Origin of the sequence: Ignavibacterium sp., from assembly GCF_025998815.1 — a bacterium.
Classification (GTDB): domain Bacteria; phylum Bacteroidota; class Ignavibacteria; order Ignavibacteriales; family Ignavibacteriaceae; genus Ignavibacterium.
In genome coordinates this window covers 2966012-2983948 of sequence record NZ_AP026678.1, presented here as the reverse complement: position 1 = coordinate 2983948, position 17937 = coordinate 2966012, and the positions used below count along the sequence as shown (strand labels likewise).

Annotated in this window: 14 protein-coding genes and 1 pseudogene; 13 read left to right on the top strand and 2 right to left on the bottom strand. The window is 34.7% G+C overall.

The window, feature by feature from the left end; all coding sequences use genetic code 11:
- Window positions 1-6: 6 nt before the first annotated feature.
- Window positions 7-252: a zf-HC2 domain-containing protein gene (locus Q0X14_RS12890; RefSeq protein ID WP_297839336.1), complete on the bottom strand. Its 246-nt coding sequence runs from the start codon at window positions 250-252 to the stop codon at window positions 7-9.
- Window positions 249-815: a sigma-70 family RNA polymerase sigma factor gene (locus Q0X14_RS12885; protein WP_297839334.1), complete on the bottom strand. Its 567-nt coding sequence runs from the start codon at window positions 813-815 to the stop codon at window positions 249-251. Before Q0X14_RS12885 ends, Q0X14_RS12890 begins: the two co-directional genes overlap by 4 nt.
- A 170-nt stretch (window positions 816-985) precedes the next feature.
- Here Q0X14_RS12885 and Q0X14_RS12880 point away from each other — a divergent pair, with 170 nt between their 5' ends.
- The 13 genes and pseudogenes from Q0X14_RS12880 to Q0X14_RS12825 all read left to right on the top strand — a co-directional run bounded on the left by Q0X14_RS12880 (window position 986) and on the right by Q0X14_RS12825 (window position 17931).
- Complete coding sequence (locus Q0X14_RS12880; RefSeq protein WP_297839331.1) at window positions 986-2962, top strand: cyclic nucleotide-binding domain-containing protein; 1977 nt, start codon at window positions 986-988, stop codon at window positions 2960-2962.
- A gap of 27 nt (window positions 2963-2989) precedes the next feature.
- The gene (gene miaA, locus Q0X14_RS12875; protein WP_297839328.1) at window positions 2990-3895 is read left to right on the top strand and encodes a tRNA (adenosine(37)-N6)-dimethylallyltransferase MiaA; all 906 of its coding nucleotides are present in this window, start codon (window positions 2990-2992) and stop codon (window positions 3893-3895) included.
- Window positions 3882-5198, top strand: a complete 1317-nt coding sequence (locus tag Q0X14_RS12870; RefSeq protein WP_297839325.1) for a glycosyltransferase family A protein — start codon at window positions 3882-3884, stop codon at window positions 5196-5198. Before miaA ends, Q0X14_RS12870 begins: the two co-directional genes overlap by 14 nt.
- Window positions 5188-6657 (top strand): FAD-binding oxidoreductase, encoded by a 1470-nt coding sequence (locus Q0X14_RS12865; RefSeq protein ID WP_297839322.1) that lies wholly within the window; start codon window positions 5188-5190, stop codon window positions 6655-6657. Before Q0X14_RS12870 ends, Q0X14_RS12865 begins: the two co-directional genes overlap by 11 nt.
- A 147-nt stretch (window positions 6658-6804) precedes the next feature.
- Entirely contained in the window at window positions 6805-8862 is a 2058-nt protein-coding gene (locus Q0X14_RS12860) for a T9SS type A sorting domain-containing protein (protein ID WP_297839319.1), read from the top strand.
- Between the two features lie 168 nt (window positions 8863-9030).
- Window positions 9031-10590, top strand: a complete 1560-nt coding sequence (locus Q0X14_RS12855; protein ID WP_297839316.1) for a class I SAM-dependent DNA methyltransferase — start codon at window positions 9031-9033, stop codon at window positions 10588-10590.
- Window positions 10591-10655: 65 nt separating this feature from the next.
- On the top strand, window positions 10656-11090 hold the full coding sequence (locus Q0X14_RS12850; protein WP_297839313.1) for an ORF6N domain-containing protein: 435 nt from the start codon (window positions 10656-10658) through the stop codon (window positions 11088-11090).
- 35 nt (window positions 11091-11125) lie between these two features.
- Window positions 11126-11299, top strand: coding sequence for a hypothetical protein (locus Q0X14_RS12845; RefSeq protein ID WP_297839311.1), 174 nt, complete (start codon window positions 11126-11128; stop codon window positions 11297-11299).
- Window positions 11300-11364: 65 nt separating this feature from the next.
- Window positions 11365-11607 carry a restriction endonuclease subunit S gene (locus tag Q0X14_RS15640; protein ID WP_366522781.1) on the top strand — a complete coding sequence of 81 codons (243 nt, stop codon included), beginning with the start codon at window positions 11365-11367 and terminating at the stop codon, window positions 11605-11607.
- A 20-nt stretch (window positions 11608-11627) separates the two neighbouring features.
- Window positions 11628-11753: pseudogene (locus tag Q0X14_RS15635) on the top strand (restriction endonuclease subunit S); the annotation flags it as partial.
- Window positions 11754-13231: 1478 nt separating this feature from the next.
- On the top strand, window positions 13232-13693 hold the full coding sequence (gene tnpA, locus Q0X14_RS12835) for an IS200/IS605 family transposase (protein WP_297839305.1): 462 nt from the start codon (window positions 13232-13234) through the stop codon (window positions 13691-13693).
- Between the two features lie 338 nt (window positions 13694-14031).
- Window positions 14032-14643: an NYN domain-containing protein gene (locus Q0X14_RS12830; protein ID WP_014855960.1), complete on the top strand. Its 612-nt coding sequence runs from the start codon at window positions 14032-14034 to the stop codon at window positions 14641-14643.
- A gap of 3 nt (window positions 14644-14646) precedes the next feature.
- Window positions 14647-17931, top strand: a complete 3285-nt coding sequence (locus tag Q0X14_RS12825; RefSeq protein WP_297839300.1) for a type I restriction endonuclease subunit R — start codon at window positions 14647-14649, stop codon at window positions 17929-17931.
- Window positions 17932-17937 lie beyond the last annotated feature (6 nt).

The following is a 17937-nucleotide window of genomic DNA, read 5'->3' as shown; positions in this document are numbered from 1 at the left end:
CTTTAATTATTCGTCGCAGTCCGAAAGGTTCAGAAAATTCATTAATCGTTTGTGAGCATCCTGAGGAATCTCAACATTGTATTTTTTGTAAAGATCAATTGTAAGTTCAACGGTTTTAAAATAACTCTGACATCCTGAACAATTATCAAGATGATGTTTTATTGCAATACATTTTTCAGAGTTCAGGTCTTCACCTAAACTTTCACAAATGTGCTGCATAACTTCTTTGCAATTTGGATTTTCTTTACTCATCGGCTGAATGCCTCATTTAATTCTTTTCTTAAAAATGCTCTTGCTCTGTGTAATCTTGATTTAACTGCAGGAACAGATAAATCTGTTGCCTTTGCGGTTTCTTCAGTAGATAAACCTTCAACATCACGAAGTAAGAAAACAACTCTGTAATCCGGTGCAAGTTTATCTATTGATTCATCAAGTATTCTTCTTAGTTCATCGTTTTCAACATTAAGATTCGGAATTCTGCTCCAGTCAGCAACATATCTATCTTCATAAAGATCATCTTCATTATCTTCATTTATCGAAACAAAGTATCTGTTTTTTTCTTTTCTCGCTTGCATCAAACAGTGGTTGGAAACTATTCTGTATAACCAGGTTGAAAGTTTTGAGTTTCCATCAAACTGATTTAAGTGTTTTACCATACTCAGAAAAGTTTCCTGCATTATATTTTCAGCTTTTTCACGGTCGCGACAAATCTTAAAAGCAAAATTATAAACTGTTTGTTCGTGATCTTTTACAAGTTTTGCAAGCGCTTTTCTGTCACCATTTTTAGCAAGTTCTACTAATTCTTTTTCTTCCATTGCGTAAGATGATTTAGGAAAAATTTGGTTTCTTTTTGTGTAAAAATACCAAATAATTTTATTATGAACCTATTTTAAGCGGTTTTTCTTGACTTCTGTCAATCAACTTAATGGCTTAAATTTTGCCAAAATTTGATGTATTTAATAAATATTAACAGGAATACAAGTAAATGATTGCCACAAAAAATAACGATTCAATTTTTCTGAATATTCTTTTTAACGGAATAAAAAATAATTCCCTTCCAGTAAATCTTAACGGAAAATTGTATGAGGATTTTAAGGAAGGCGAAATCATTTATGAAAGTGGTGAAGAAAGTAATTTTGTTTATCTGGTTGTTTCAGGAAAAATTAAGATTAAAGAAAATGGTGTTAAGAAATTACAATTCAGAAGGGAGAATGAATTCTTTGGTGAAAAAGAAATTATAAAAAAATCCAACCGAACATCTTCAGCAATGGCTGAAACTGATTCAACTGTTTATAAAATCAGTAAACAGGATTTTGAAAATCTTTTGAAGAATATTCCAACCATAAAACAAAACATAATTGATTTTACTAATCTCACTGAAGAAGATTTCATTTCAGAAAGTCCGGATGAAGAACAACCCATTCAAAACGAAGAAACAAAAGATGAATTGGTTGATGTTGAAAATAATACTCAACCTGTTGCTGAAGAAAATAACAATAATGGAAAAGAGAAGATTGAACTTCCGGATTATCTTAAAGAGCTTGATGAGTTCGAAGAAATTTATCATAATGATGAAATAAAAGTCGAAGAAAAAAAATCAGAACCGGAAACTGAATTTCAGGAAATAGATCCGGAAGAAGATTTTGAATTATATAATCAAAATGAAGATGAAACCTTTCTTGATGCAGATTTCGTTTATGAAAACAATCCTGATGTTGAATTTAAAGAGGAAATAAACGATGTAGCTCAAGAACAAGAAGAACAAAAGGAGGAAGAAGAGCAAGCAAAAATAGTTCCTGTTGAAGAAGAACTTGAACCAATTCTTGAAGAAAAAATCAGTCTGAAAAATTTTAATCTTATTCTCAACCAGATTAGTGCAAATCAAAATCTTGATTTAACAGTTCAATCCATATTGAAAAATTTTCTTTTGCTTACCGGTTCAGATCGAGGATTAATTTTTCTTTATGATGAAAAGAAATCAGAATTAATTCCTGAGTATAACATCGGTGGCAAAACCGAAATTCCTTCTGTTAAGTTACCGGATGGAATTACGGGAAAAGCAGCATCTTCTAAAAAATTAATATTCGTCCCAAATCCTGAAAGCGATGCAAGATATATAGGTAGTTTCGATAATCCATTTGAATTCCCGGCTTCAAATGTTATTTATCTTCCACTGCTGGACAATCAACTCGACCTGCAAGGATTTGCAACTTTATCATTTAATGAAGAAACTCTTTCAGAAAATTTCATAAGGCAGTTAAAGATTTACAGCATCCTTGCTGGCGAAAGTATTCTGCTTTCAAAACAACTATCGCTTATCGAATCCAAGAAACATTTAAGTGTGATTGGAGATGTATCTAAATTTTTGCTTGGCGATATTAAATCCCCGATGCTTACAATAAAACATTACACAAGCATTATTTCACGATTTGATATTCCCGACGAAATAAAAAGAGTGATAACATTACTTACAATGCAGGCAAATTCTGTTCTCGATCTTCTTCAATCTACTTCTGACTTTGCTGAAAAAAAATCTAACATTAGAAAAACTTCTGTACAGTTAAATGATTTATTAAACAACATTCTTGATTTACTATCTGAATTTGTTGAATCAAAAAACATAAAGCTTTATAAAAAGTTTGCTCAGAACTGTACTGTTAATATTGATCCAAGAAAATTTCATGTTGCAATTTATGAACTGATTAAATATGCAAGTTCAGAACTACCTTCAGGTGGAAAAATATTTTTCAGTACAGAATATCTTGGCAAAGAAGTTCAGATAAGAATTTACAACGAAGGCAAATTTCAACAACCGGAAAGATTCCCGCTTGTTTCAAGAGGTGATTTAAGTTTAGACATAGCTGACTTTTTCCTGAAAGCAATGAATGCAAACTTTAATGTTGCTGAAAAAAGTAATGGCGGAGTTATCTTCATTATTAGTATTCCGGTTACTTCAAATTAAAGTTGCAGGGATTTATTTTCCCTGTTGATGAATTACAATTTAATCACAATACTCGGACCGACTGCTGTTGGCAAAACAAAACTTGCCGCTCAGCTTGCACATCATTTTAACGGCGAAATTATTTCTGCTGATTCACGCCAGGTTTACAGAAATCTCGACATTGGAACAGGAAAAGATTTAAATGATTATGTGGTTGAAGGAAAATTAATTAATTATCATTTGATTGATATTACAGAACTTCCCGAAGAATTTAATTTATTCGATTTCTACAAAAATTTTTTCAATTACTATCATCAGATAAAAGCAAATCATAAAACACCGTTTCTAGTTGGCGGAACAGGACTTTATCTCAGTTCAATAATTCAAAATTATGATTTGAAAGAAGTTGAAAATGAAAAGGAGTTTAGGAGTTCTCTTCAACAAAAATCTTATGATGAATTAAAAAAGATTTTACTCGAATTAAATCCGACTCCGCATAATATAACTGACTTTGAATCGAAAGAAAGAATTATTCAGGCAATTATTGTAGCAAAGGCACAAAAGCCGGTTGAGAATAAAGTAGAGATTCATTCTTTGAATATTGGAATAAATCCCGGTAGAGATGTAGTGAAGAAAAGAATAAAAGAGCGACTTGAAAAAAGATTGAAAGAAGGAATGATTCAGGAAGTAGAAGCACTGTTGAATAAAAATATTGAACCGAAAAGATTAATTCGCCTTGGCTTGGAATATAAATTCATAACTGAATATTTAATCGGTAAGATTTCATTTGAGCAGATGAAAAACGATCTGTACAAAGCAATCTGCACATTTGCAAAACGACAAATGACCTGGTTCAGAAAAATGGAAAGAGAAGGTGTACAGATATTCTGGCTTAATGAAGCTGATTTCAATAAAGCAAAAGAAATTATACAAAGTAATTATGAATTCGTTTGATAAACTTCCGGACTTTGTTGAAAGATATCTGAAAAAATTTTTTTTTCATGCCTGGATAATTTCTAATGATTACAAAAAACTTTTTGAAAATGTCATTGTCATTCCTTCGCTTGCAGAACTTGAACAACTTCCTAATTGTCTGAAATCATTAGAACAGAACGATGTAACTTTGCTCAATAAAACATTAGTACTCGTTGTTATTAACAACTCCGTAAGTTCTGATGATGAAATTAAATCAAATAATAAAAGAACAATTCAATTACTAAAAAGCTATAAAGGTAATCTTAATCTCTCATTCATTGATGCAGCTTCAAAAGGGAAAGAATTGCCTGATAAATTTGCAGGAGTTGGTTTAGCAAGAAAAATTGGTTGTGATTTAGCATTAAAAAAATTTGATTATAGTTCTGACAGTAAAAAAATCATTTTCTTTCTTGATGCCGATTGCACCGTTAGCTCTGATTATCTTTTGAAAGTTACATCAGAATTCCACAAAAAAGATTTGCACTCTGCTGTGATTGAATATGAACATCTTTATTCGGAAGATTCCCCTGAAGCTGAAGCAATTATTTGCTATGAAATTTTTCTGCGATATCATCGTTTGGGGTTGAAGTTTGCAAAATCATATTATGATTATCACACAATTGGTTCAACAATCATTTGTGATGTGCAATCATACATAAAAGCCGGCGGAATGAATAAAAGAAAAGCCGGTGAAGATTATTACTTTTTAGAGAAGCTTGCAAAACTTGAAAAGATTTCTACTGTTTCAGAACCACTTGTATTTCCTTCATCAAGAAAATCCTGGCGTGTTCCTTTTGGAACAGGACAAAGAATTACAAGACATTTAAGTAAAAAGCAAGATGAGTATGTTGGGTATAATCCTGAATCATTTAAAATATTAAAGAATTGGTTAAACTATTTTTCATCTGATAATGTTAGTGATACAAAAAGCATTCTTAATAAAGCAAAAGAAATTAATTCCGGACTTTACTACTTTTTAATAAGTCAGAATTTTGAAAGAGATTGGGAAAGAATATTAAAGAATAATCAATCGGCAGAAGAGATTCAGAAACAAAAAATTTACTGGTTCGATGCATTCAGAACACTTAAACTGATTCACTATCTCAGAGACAATGGATTTCCAAATATCAATTTGTTTGATGCGGTTGATCTTCTTCTTCAATGGTTGAAAATAAAATCCAATCTTCATCGTGATTCAGAAATACCGGACATAAAGATTCAAAAACAATATTTATTATTTTTAAGAAAGATTTTGAGAGAAAGATTTTCTGATGATAATTAAAACCAAACAAGACGAATTACAGAACTATCTGACTGATGCTTCAAATTATAAAGGAAGTTGTGAAGCAGTTTATATCCCTCAGAACAAAGAAGAGCTGAGAAAAATTCTCAAAGAAGCAAATGAACAGAAAACAAAAGTAACTATCGCCGGTGCAGGCACAGGTTTAACCGGCGCAAGGGTTCCGGAAGAAGGAATTGTTGTTTCAACAGAGAAACTAAATCATATTATTGAAATCAACACCGAAGAAAATTATGTAATCGTTGAACCTGGAGTTTACCTTTCTCACTTACTCGATGAGTTAAAAAAAGTTAACCGCTTTTATCCTCCCGACCCGACAGAAAAAAATTGTTTTATTGGTGGAACTGTTGCAACGAATGCTTCTGGCGCAAAAACATTTAAATATGGTGCAACGAGAAATTTTATTCTGGAGCTTGAAATAATTTTATCAGATGGCGATGAGATTTATCTCAAACGGGGAGAAGTTTTAGCAAAAGGAAATAAATTAAATCTCACAACAAAATCAGGAAAAGAAATTTCACTCGACCTTCCTGAAATAAATCTTCCTGTAACGAAAAATGCTTCCGGTTATTTTATCAGACCAAAAATGGATGCAATTGATTTATTCATCGGTTCGGAAGGAACACTTGGAGTATTTACAAAAATTAAATTAAAAATTCTTCCTTATCCTGAAAGAATAATTTCAATGGTTGCTTTCTTTAAAGATGAAATTGATGCAATAAACTTTGTTGACAGAGCGAGAGATATTTCTTTTCAAACCAGAGCAAAAAATCTTTCTGATGAAATTGATGCTCTGGCATTGGAATTTTTTGATAGCAATTCATTAAAATTTTTATCTTTTGATTTCCCGAACATTCCGCTGAAATCAAATGCAGCTGTTTGGTTTGAACAGGAAGCAACTCTTTCCACTGAAGATAAACTAATTGAGAAATGGTTTTCATTAATCTCAGAATATAATATTGATGAAGAAAAAATATGGTTTGCTACCAATGAATCAGAGAGAAAACAAATAGAAGAATTTCGTCACGCAATTTCCTGGAAAGTGAACGAATACATTACAAGAAACAATTTCAGAAAGCTCGGAACTGATGTTGCCGTGCCTGATAATGAAATGAAAAACTTTTATCATTTCCTGATTAATTTAATGTCAACATCAAATATAGATTTTGTTTTGTATGGTCATCTTGGTAATTCACATTTTCATTTAAACATCCTGCCAAAAAATGAAAATGAATTTCTAAGTGGTAAAGAACTTTACCGAAAGATTTGTCTTAAAGCAATTGAGCTCAAAGGCACAGTATCTGCCGAGCATGGAATTGGTAAAATTAAAACTGAATATTTGCTTGATATGTTCGGAAAAGCGATAGTTGAACGGATGAAAGCGATAAAGAAAGAACTTGATCCGAATTACATACTCGGTGTCGGGAATATTTTCAGATAATCATATCTTTTGAAGCAATTTATATATTATCAAAATTTTTCTTCAATATTATTTTTTTCTTGCTAAATAAATATTGTATATACATATTTAAGTAAAGACTCATCGAATTTTCTGGGCTAACAATCACAAATTATTTCAGGAGGTACTATGAAAAAAATCTATTTACTTCTCATTATTTTTTTATGCACCATCTCGATCTTTCCTCAAGCTGGCTCTGTTGAATTGAGAACTGGTGGAGGAACACTTGTAAGTACTCATGCATCAATTGCAGAAGCATACAATGCTATTCCAACTCCATTAAGCGATTCTTATTTAATTGAAATTCTTCCGGCTTATGATCAAAGCTCTGAAACCATTCCTATTACTCTTGGAGCCAAGGATGGCGCAAGTGCAACAAACACGATCACAATCCGGCCGGCTTCAGGAAATTCCGGTGAAATAATTTCAGCAACATCAACAGCTGGAGTTCTGATATTGAATGATGCAGATTATGTTATTATTGATGGAAGACCAGGAGGAGTTGGCAATTCTCCCGATTTCAAAATTCAAAATCTGGCAACTACAGGTACAAATTCGAATTCAATATGGTTACAAAACGGTGCTTCTAATAATGTTATCAAGTATGTGCATGTTCTGAATAACACTCAAAACACAGCCGGACCAAGAGCTATTGTTATTGGGACTTCGACTACAACGGGTAACGATAGCAACTTAATAACTAATTGTAAGATAGAAGGTGGAAGAAGCGGAGTGGGAATCGCTGGCTCTACAACTGTTCCAAACAATAACAACAGAGTTTCTCAATGCGAAATATTCAACTGGGGTTATGCGGGAATATGGGTAGTTTCCGGTGGAATGAACTTTACAGCAGACTCAAATAAAATTTATCAGACTGTTGGTGTAAGTAGTACAATTGTTTCCGGAATTATTATGACAACCATGGCTGGGGCTACATATGATTTAAGAAAGAACTGGATATATGATTTGCAAACTACTTCCACTTCATCATCAAGCATAAGAGGAATTTATTCGGCCGGGCCTGCTGCAGGAACGATTTTTAACGTTGAAAATAATATGATTTCAAATACACTCGATAATCTGAATGCTCAAACAATCGCCGGAATTGATTTTCGTGGAAGCAATGCTTACACAGCAAACATTTTTTATAACACAGTTCTGGTTGGTGGAAATCATTCAGGAGGCACTGCCGGAGCCACTACTTCTGCCGGAATAAGAATAAGTGCATCTGCTATAACCTTAAATATGAAAAATAATATTGCAATCAATCAGAGGACCGGTGGAAATGTTAATCATATTGGGTTTGCTCTCGTTGATACAAATGGTACTTACGATATTGACTATAACTGTTATTATGCTGATGGAACCAATAGTTTCCAGACATTCGTTGGTACTACGGGATATAATGATTTAACTGCTTACAAAACTGTTTTAGCACCTAATGAGCAAAACAGTATATTTAAAAATGTATCTTTCGTCTCTGTAACTGATTTACATCTGGTTCCTCCCTCCGATGGTGATTCTGATTTGGCTGGTTTACCGTTAGCAGGCATTCCCGATGACTTTGATGGTGATCCACGTAATAATCAATTTCCATACAAAGGCGCTGACGAAGCATCAACAATTCCGGTAGAATTAAGTTCTTTTACAGCTTCTGCTTCGGGAAATTCTGTAACTTTGATATGGTCCACTGCAACCGAGACAAACAATTCAGGATTTGCTATTGAAAGAAAATCGGATAAAAATGAATGGACAACAATAGGATTTACAAGAGGTAAAGGTACTTCAACCGAAATAAATAACTACTCTTTCACCGACAAAGGACTTATTCCAGGAACTTATTATTACCGATTAATACAAATTGATTTTGACGGAACTTACAAATACTATTTACTAAACGAATCAATCGAAGTCGGAGTTCCGGATGAATTTACTTTATCACAAAATTATCCGAATCCATTTAATCCGAGCACAACAATTGAATTTTCTTTACCAAAGGATGCAAAAGTAAAACTGGTTATTTACAACAGCATTGGTGAAGAAGTTGCAACATTGGTAAACAATCAGTTAAGCGCCGGATATTATAAGTACAATTGGAATGCATCTGATTTAACAAGTGGAATCTACTATTATAAATTAATTTCTGATGATGGATTTTTAGTTAAGAAGATGATGCTATTGAAATAATCTTCGATAAAGTTAAAAGAAAAACCCTCGTCGAAACCAGGCGAGGGTTTTTAGATTTTTTTAGGGTAAGATTTCTTTGAGACTTGAAACTAATTTTTATAGTTTAAAAATATTATTTAATATTTTTTAAGTTCAAGAAATCAGAAAAACTTTGGGTGATATATTTATATGGCAAAAAAATCGAAAAACTCCGAAAATGATCCCATCGAAAAACAACTCTGGAAAGCTGCGGATAAACTTCGCAAAAACATCGACGCTGCGGAATATAAACATATTGTTCTCGGTTTAATCTTTCTGAAATACATTTCGGATTCATTTGAAAGACATTATGAATTACTGAAGAAAGGCGAGGGTGAATACGAAGGCGCCGACCCTGAAGACAGAGACGAATACAAAGCGGAAAATATCTTCTTCGTTCCGCCGTCCGCAAGATGGTCTTATTTACAAAAACGGGCAAAGCTGCCTGAAATAGGAAAAGACATCGATTCCGCAATGGACGCCATTGAAAGAGACAACCCTTCGCTCAAAGACGTCCTTCCAAAAGTTTATGCGCGCGGCAACATAGACCCGACAAATCTCGGCGGCTTAATTGATTTGATAAGCAACATTTCAATGACTCAACAGAACGGCGATTTTCTTGGAAGGGTTTTCGAATATTTCCTCGGACAATTTGCTCTAGCCGAAGGTAAAAAAGGCGGACAGTTCTATACACCACGAAGCGTGGTTGAATTATTAGTTGAAATGCTTGAACCATACAAAGGAAGAGTTTACGACCCTTGCTGCGGTTCCGGAGGTATGTTTGTTCATTCCGAAAAATTTGTTAAGAGTCATCAGGGAAATGTAAATGATATTTCAATTTACGGACAGGAAAGCAACTTAACTACCTGGCGTTTGTGCAAAATGAATCTTGCAATTCGTGGAATAGACAGTTCTCAAGTTAAATGGAATAATGAAGGTTCATTTCTCAATAATGCTCACAAAGATTTAAAAGCTGATTTCGTAATTGCAAATCCACCGTTTAACGATAGCGACTGGAGCGGCGAACTTTTGAGAAAAGATGCAAGATGGCAATATGGAATTCCACCTGTTAACAATGCCAACTATGCGTGGATACAACATTTTATCTATCACCTTGCACCTAACGGACAAGCAGGATTCGTGCTTGCAAAAGGCGCACTTACATCCAAAACATCAGGTGAAGGTGAAATAAGAAAAGCTCTCGTCGAAGCCAGATTAATTGATTGCATTGTAAACCTTCCTTCTAAACTTTTTCTTAACACACAAATTCCGGCAAGTTTATGGTTCTTAAACAGAAATAAAGAAAATGGCGCTTCGACAGGCTCAGCAACCATTTTCAGGAATCGTAGGGATGAAATACTTTTTATTGATGCCAGAAATATGGGGCATTTAATAAATAGGAGAACAAGAGAATTTTCCGAAGAAGATATCCAAAAAATTGCAAGCACATTTCATAATTGGAGAAATCCCGACGGAAAATACGAAGATATAAAAGGCTTCTGTAAATCAGCCACAATCGAAGAAGTTGCGGCTTTGGATTATGTTCTCACTCCCGGACGTTATGTTGGTTTACCTGATGAAGATGATGATTTTGATTTTAATGAACGCTTTACAAAACTTAAAGCCGAGTTTGAAGAACAGCTTAAAGAAGAAGAAAGATTGAATAAACTAATAAAAGAAAATTTGGAAAAGATTATATTGAACTCTTGAAGTCACAATTTGTGACCTCATAAAAACTGAACAAGTGACCGCAAAACGCAAACGGTTTTAAAATTATGGCAAAATCAAATAAAGATATTGTTGTTTATAATTCCTCCGATATTCAGAAAAAGATTTTTACTATCCGTGATGTTCAGGTGATGCTTGATAGTGACTTAGCTAAATTTTATGGAGTCGAAACCAGAAGATTAAATGAGCAGGTTAAGAGGAATATTGAAAGATTTCCTTTGGAATTTATGTTTCGTTTAACTGATAAAGAGTATAAAAACTTGATGTCGCAAATTGCGATATCAAGTGAGAAACACGGTGGAAGAAGAAAACTACCTTATGTTTTCACCGAACAAGGAGTGGCAATGCTCTCCGCTGTGCTTAAAAGTGAAACAGCAACGGTCTCTGAGGTTCTCGAAGAGACCGTTACCCCAAATTTCGCTTCGAGTGCCTCAGCCAACAGCAAAGTGAAAAATATTAAAAAGGTTGTGAATAATGAATAAGTGGAAATATTGTAAACTTTTGAAGGTTGTGGCTGATGAGCGATGAATTGAACAAGCCGAAATTTGATAAATTGAATAAAGCGAAGGACACTGAGCCTGTCGAAGTGTCCGAGCGTAACGCCTTGAACTTGTCGAATAGCGATGCGCTGAACTCATCGAAGCGTGACTGGAAAGAATGTAAACTTGGTGATGTGATTGACATTTGGTAATGGTAAAGCGCGACCTGAAAAAGAAGGTTCTTTTCCTGTTTATGGTGGTAATGGGGTATTAGGATATGCCAATGAGTTTAAGCTATGATGGAGAAACAATAATCATTGGAAGAGTCGGCGCTTACTGTGGAGCAACTTACTACGAAAATAGACCAATATGGGTTTCGGATAATGCATTAGCAGCCAAACCTAGGGATAAGAATATCACAAAGTTTTTATATTATTTTTTGAAAAACCTTGATTTGAAACCAATTAGCAGAAGGCTCAAGCCACCCACTTGTTACTCAAACTTTACTGAATTCAATTGAAATAAAGATGTACAGATAATATTCCCGAGCAAAAATCAATTGCCGGTGTGCTCAGCAGTTTAGATGACAAAATAGACCTCCTCCACCGCCAAAACAAAACCCTCGAAGCAATGGCAGAAACACTTTTTAGACAGTGGTTTTTAGATAAAAAAACGACTGTAGGAAAATTAGGAAGTCTTATAAGTGAAACTTTTGGAGGTGAATGGGGCAAAGAGAATCCTATGGGTGATTTTAATTATCCAGTTTATTGCTTAAGAGGAACTGATATCGCTGACCTTCAATTAGGGTTAGCAAAAAGAACACCTTTAAGATATATAAAAGAAAAAAAATACAAAAAAATAGAGTTGCAGAATGGTGATTTAATTATGGAAATATCTGGAGGATCAGATGAACAATCTACCGGAAGAACAATTTTAATTGATGAAGATGTAAAAAGTCTTTTTGACCATCCATTGATTTTTTCAAATTTTTGTAGAGTAATGAGGCCAGTCAATCCAGAGTTCGGATTATATTTAATTTGCTATATTTTTATGCTTTATAAACAAGGTGAATTTTATAATTTGGAAAACGGGAGTTCTGGCATACGAAACCTTGATTATAAAGCATTTCTATATGAATTGGATTATGAATTGCACGAACATTCTGATATGATCAGAATTTAGCAAAAAAATAAAACCTTATATGGACAGAATGAGTAAAAATAAACTTCAAATCCGCACGCTCGAAAAACTGCGGGATACATTGCTGCCAATGCTTATGAGCGGCGAGGTGAGAGTGAAATATTAAACAAGCTCCGTAGGAGCGATATCTTTTTGTTTATTGAAATGAGTGAGATTTCACGGCTACGCTGTTTTATTTTATTGCATCTTTTATTTATTACAAAGATTTTGCAGCTACGCTGCATAGCGATACAAATCCAATAAGGATAAAATTTTTGCAAGAACAAATAAAACAAGCTCCGTAGGAGCGTAATCTTTGTAAAAGTGAAATGAGGAATAGCTAAAAGCTCCGTAGGAGCGATATCTTTTGGTATATTGAAATGAGTAAGATTTCACAGCTACGCTGTTTTATTCTATTGCATCTTTTATTTGTTACAAAGATTTTGCAGCTACGCTGCATAGCGATACAAATCCAATAAGGATGAAATTTTTGCAAGACAAATAAAACAAGCTCCGTAGGAGCGATATCTTTTTGTTTATTGAAATGAGTAAGATTTCACGGCTACGCTGTTTTATTTTATTGCATCTTCTGTTTATTACAAAGATTTTGCAGCTACGCTGCATAGCGATACAAATCCAATAAGGATGAAAATTTTTGCAAGAACAAATAAAACAAGCTCCGTAGGAGCGTAATCTTTGTAAAGCAAAACAAGAAATAACTTAAAGCTCCGTAGGAGCGATATCTTTTGGTATATTGAAATGAGTAAGATTTCACAGCTACGCTGTTTTATTCTATTGCATCTTTTATTTATTACAAAGATTTTGCAGCTACGCTGCATTGCGATACAAATCCAATAAGGATGAAAATTATGCAAGACAAATAAAACAAGCTCCGCAGGAGCGTAATCTTTGTAAAGTAAAACAAGAAATAACTTAAAGCTCCGTAGGAGCGATATCTATGTAAAATGGCAAATACTTACACACAACTATACGTACATATCATCTTCGCAGTAAAAGGCAGACAAAATCTAATTTCTGAAAAGCATCGCGAAGAATTGGAAAAGTACATTTGCGGTATCATAACTAACAAAAATTCAAAACCATTGGCTATTTACTGCAACCCGGATCATACGCACATACTTATTGGAATTAATCCGTCAGTTTCAGTTTCGGATATCGCCAGAGATATAAAAGCAAACTCGTCAAAGTTTATTAACGGAAAAAAATGGATTGCGGGTAAATTTAATTGGCAAGATGGTTTCGGGGCGTTTACATACGCCAAATCTCAAATAGACGCTGTTGTAAAATATATTCTAAATCAACCGGTGCATCATAAAAAGAAAACATTCAAGGAAGAGTATATAGAGTTTTTAGAAAAATTTAATGTTGAGTACGATCCAAAATATTTATTTGGTTGGAATGATTAAGATTTCACAGCTACGCTGTTATTACTTATGTTTTCTTACGTTCTATTACAAAGATTACGCAACTTCGTTGCTATCTTTGCAAAATTCTTTATTCAACAAAAATCTGCGGTTCAGACAATGAGAAGGATGATAGAATGCGACATTGGACAGTTCACCATCGAACTTTTCAAAAAACTGCGGGACACGCTGTTACCTGAGTTGATGTGCGGAGAAGTGAAAATGAAAAATTTAAAAAGCGAAACCCCGCCGAAGCGGGGTCAATCCAAGAGAGCTACTCTTGGAGATGTTCTTGTGATACAAAATTAAAAAAGTCTGTTTAATTAATCAAGAAAAAAAATATGAGTAACCAAGAAAAAGTAATGGTGTATGTAGATGGTTTTAACCTTTATTTCGGAATTGTTTCAAAATATCCGAATACTAAATGGCTTAATATTTGGCAACTTGCTCAAAACATTTTGAAACCTCATCAAAGTCTAATTGGAGTAAAATACTTTACTTCTTTAGTATCTAACAATCCTCAAAAAGAAAAAAGACAACGTGATTTTTTAAGCGCTATTCAAACTACTCCTGTCCAAATAATTTATGGACATTATCAATCGACACCAACTTCTTGTAAAAAATGTGGACATTCGTGGAATGACAATGAAGAAAAAATGACAGATGTTAACATTGCGGTAAATATGATTACTGATGCAATAGAAGATAAATACGATACTGCAATTTTAATTTCCGGCGATAGTGACTTAGTCCCGGCAATAAATTCAATTCACAAATACTTTCCCCAAAAAAGAGTTGTAGTATTATTTCCTCCGGATCGACATAATATAAGCGTAAAAAATTCTGCCAAAGGTTCTTATATTCTTGGTCGTAAAAAATTAGTTGCGTCACAATTTCCACAAGTTGTTACTACTTCGTTAGGTTATCAAATAACAAAGCCTAAAAGTTGGTGAAATATGTTTAGTAAATTGATAGAATCCGATATCGAACAATTCACTATCGAGCTTCTCGAAAATTTAGGTTACGAATATGTGAGCCCTGCATCTATTTCTCCCGACGGCGATCAACCCGAAAGACAAACATTCGACGACGTTCTTCTCATAAACAAATTAAAGAACGCCGTTGACAGAATTAATCCGACAATTCCAGCAGAAGCAAAAGAAGACGCGATAAAACAAATACTGCGAATAAGCTCGCCCGATTTAATTACAAACAACGAAACATTCCACAGAATGCTCACCGAAGGAATAAATGTAACTTACCGCAAAGACGGAAATCAAAGAGGTGATTTGGTTTGGTTGATTGATTTTAAAAATCCCGAAAACAATGAATTTACGGTTATCAATCAATTCACGGTGACTTCGACAAGCTCAGTCACCGGTACAGTTATTAAAAGGCCCGATGTAATTCTTTTTGTTAACGGAATTCCTCTTGTTGTAATAGAACTTAAAAACGCAGTGGACGAAGAAGCGACTATAAAATCCGCATTCAAACAAATACAAACCTATAAACAAACAATTCCTCAGCTATTTACTTATAACGGCTTCGCAGTAATTTCCGACGGATTGGAAGCCAGAGCAGGAACAATATCATCGGACTTTTCAAGATTTATGGCGTGGAAATCTGTCGACGGAACAAAAGAAGCGTCGCATCTCGTAAGCCAACTGGAAATTTTGATTAAAGGAATGCTGAACAAAAAGACTTTACTTGATTTGATACGACATTTCATTGTATTCGAGAAAAGCAAAAAGGAAGACCCCGTTTCAAATCTTACATTTATTCAAACAACTAAAAAATTAGCGGGTTACCATCAGTATTTCGCGGTTAATAAAGCAATAGAAAGAACCTTGCAGGCCGCTTCGGAAAACGGAAACAGAAAAGGCGGCGTTATCTGGCATACGCAAGGCAGCGGCAAATCGCTTACAATGGTTTTCTATGCCGGCAAAATTGTTCTGCAGTTGGATAACCCAACGATTCTTGTAATTACAGACAGAAACGATTTGGACGATCAGCTCTTCGATACTTTTGCCGATTCGAAACAACTGCTCAGACAGGAACCGGTACAAGCTGAAAATAGAGAGCGCCTCAAGGAATTGCTAAAAGTTTCTTCGGGCGGAATTGTTTTCACAACCATTCAGAAATTTTATCCGGATGATTCATTTACAAATAACAACACATCATCAGTAGATTCCGGATCAGAGTTTGAATTGCTCTCCGACAGAAAAAATATAATTGTAATTGCTGACGAAGCTCACCGGACGCAATACGGTTTCAAAGCAAGAACGATAGATGAAAAAGATGAAAATGGAAATCTTATTGGTAAAAAAACGGTTTACGGTTTTGCTAAATATCTCAGAGACGCCTTGCCTAATGCTACATTTATAGGTTTTACAGGAACGCCTATTGAAAAAACGGACAAAAACACACCGGCAGTTTTCGGCGACTATGTGGATATTTACGATATTGCTCAGGCGGTTGAAGACGGCGCTACTGTCAGAATATTCTACGAAGGCAGATTGGCAAAAATTAACTTGAGCGAAGAAGGCAAAAAATTAATTAAAGAACTTGACGCTGAACTCGAAAACGAAGATATAACTTCCACTCAAAGAGCTAAAGCAAAATGGACTCAACTGGAAGCATTGGTGGGAAGCGAAGACAGATTAAAACAGATAGCGGCGGATATTGTTTATCATTTTGAAGAACGACAGAAAGTTTTTGAAGGCAAAGCAATGATCGTTGCTATGTCCCGCCGTATTGCGGTTAAACTCTACGATGAAATTATTAAGCTCAGACCCGACTGGCACAATGAAGATTTGAAAAAAGGGAAAATTAAAGTTGTAATGACGGCGGCATCTTCCGACGGACCCGAATTAGCAAAGCATCATACCACGAAAGATCAGCGCAGAGTTTTAGCCGACAGGATGAAAAATCCCGACGACGAATTAAAAATTGTAATTGTTCGTGATATGTGGTTAACCGGATTTGATGTTCCCTGTCTGCATACGCTTTATATTGATAAACCGATGCAAGGTCACACTTTAATGCAAGCTATAGCAAGGGTCAACAGAGTATACAAAGACAAACCGGGCGGTTTAATAGTTGATTATCTGGGAATTGCCTCCGACTTAAAACAGGCGCTTTCGTTTTACTCTGATAGTGGCGGCAAAGGCGATCCCGCAATCGCTCAGGAAAAAGCCGTTCAATTGATGTTAGAAAAACTCGAAATTGTATCCAGAATGTTCCTCGAAAAACCGGTTAAACCTTACTCAAAAGATTACGAAGAATTAGTCAAAGATCCATCAGTTCCCTATTTGGGTAAAGATAAAGGATTGTTGTACGAGCAATACTTTACCGCAGACGCAAAAACAAAGCTCGATATTATTTTGGCTGCGGAAGAACATATTTTAAGTCTCGAGAACGGAAAGAAAAGATTCATTGACGAGGTAACCGCGCTGTCAAAAGCATTTGCAATCGCAATCCCTCACGAACAGGCGCTTGATGTAAAAGATGAAGTCGCATTCTTTCAAGCTGTAAAAGCAAGGCTATTAAAATTTGACTCTTCGTCACCAGGAAAGTCAAGCGAAGAAATTGAAACAACAATTAAGCAAGTTATTGACAAAGCTCTCGTTACCGATAAAGTAATTGATATTTTCGACGCCGCCGGAATTAAAAAACCGGATATTTCTATTCTGTCCGAAGAGTTTCTTATGGAAGTAAGAAACATGCAGCATAAAAACATAGCGTTGGAAACTTTAAGGAAATTATTGAATGATGAGATAAAGTCAAGGATAAGAACGAATCTTGTTCAGGGTAAAACTTTAATGGAGATGCTGGAAAAATCGATTAAAAAGTACCATAGCAAAATATTAACAGCCGCCGAAGTAATTGAGGAATTAATTGCGCTTGGTAAAGAGATTCAAAATTTAGACAAAGAACCGAAAGAAATGGGTCTCTCGGATTTCGAATACGCTTTCTATACGGCAATAGCAAACAATGATAGCGCAAGAGAAGTAATGAAAAAAGATAAATTAAGAGAATTGGCTATTGTTCTTTACGACAGAGTCAGAAAAAACGCCACGATTGATTGGACATTGAAAGAAAGTGTAAAAGCTAAACTCAAAGTAATTGTTAAGAGAACACTTCGTCAATATGGCTATCCACCGGATATGCAGAAGTTGGCAACAGAAACTGTTTTAAAACAAGCAGAGCTGATTGCAAATGAATTGACCGCTAAAGTTTAGAAAATG

Coding starts and splice junctions, on each gene's coding strand:
- Q0X14_RS12865 (WP_297839322.1), top strand. CDS start 5,188: ATGATAATTAAAACCAAACAAGACGAATTACAGAACTATCTGACTGAT.
- Q0X14_RS12830 (WP_014855960.1), top strand. CDS start 14,032: ATGAGTAACCAAGAAAAAGTAATGGTGTATGTAGATGGTTTTAACCTT.
- tnpA (WP_297839305.1), top strand. CDS start 13,232: ATGGCAAATACTTACACACAACTATACGTACATATCATCTTCGCAGTA.
- miaA (WP_297839328.1), top strand. CDS start 2,990: ATGAATTACAATTTAATCACAATACTCGGACCGACTGCTGTTGGCAAA.
- Q0X14_RS12860 (WP_297839319.1), top strand. CDS start 6,805: ATGAAAAAAATCTATTTACTTCTCATTATTTTTTTATGCACCATCTCG.
- Q0X14_RS12870 (WP_297839325.1), top strand. CDS start 3,882: ATGAATTCGTTTGATAAACTTCCGGACTTTGTTGAAAGATATCTGAAA.
- Q0X14_RS12845 (WP_297839311.1), top strand. CDS start 11,126: ATGAGCGATGAATTGAACAAGCCGAAATTTGATAAATTGAATAAAGCG.
- Q0X14_RS12890 (WP_297839336.1), bottom strand. CDS start 252: ATGAGTAAAGAAAATCCAAATTGCAAAGAAGTTATGCAGCACATTTGT.
- Q0X14_RS12825 (WP_297839300.1), top strand. CDS start 14,647: ATGTTTAGTAAATTGATAGAATCCGATATCGAACAATTCACTATCGAG.
- Q0X14_RS15640 (WP_366522781.1), top strand. CDS start 11,365: ATGCCAATGAGTTTAAGCTATGATGGAGAAACAATAATCATTGGAAGA.
- Q0X14_RS12885 (WP_297839334.1), bottom strand. CDS start 815: ATGGAAGAAAAAGAATTAGTAGAACTTGCTAAAAATGGTGACAGAAAA.
- Q0X14_RS12880 (WP_297839331.1), top strand. CDS start 986: ATGATTGCCACAAAAAATAACGATTCAATTTTTCTGAATATTCTTTTT.
- Q0X14_RS12850 (WP_297839313.1), top strand. CDS start 10,656: ATGGCAAAATCAAATAAAGATATTGTTGTTTATAATTCCTCCGATATT.
- Q0X14_RS12855 (WP_297839316.1), top strand. CDS start 9,031: ATGGCAAAAAAATCGAAAAACTCCGAAAATGATCCCATCGAAAAACAA.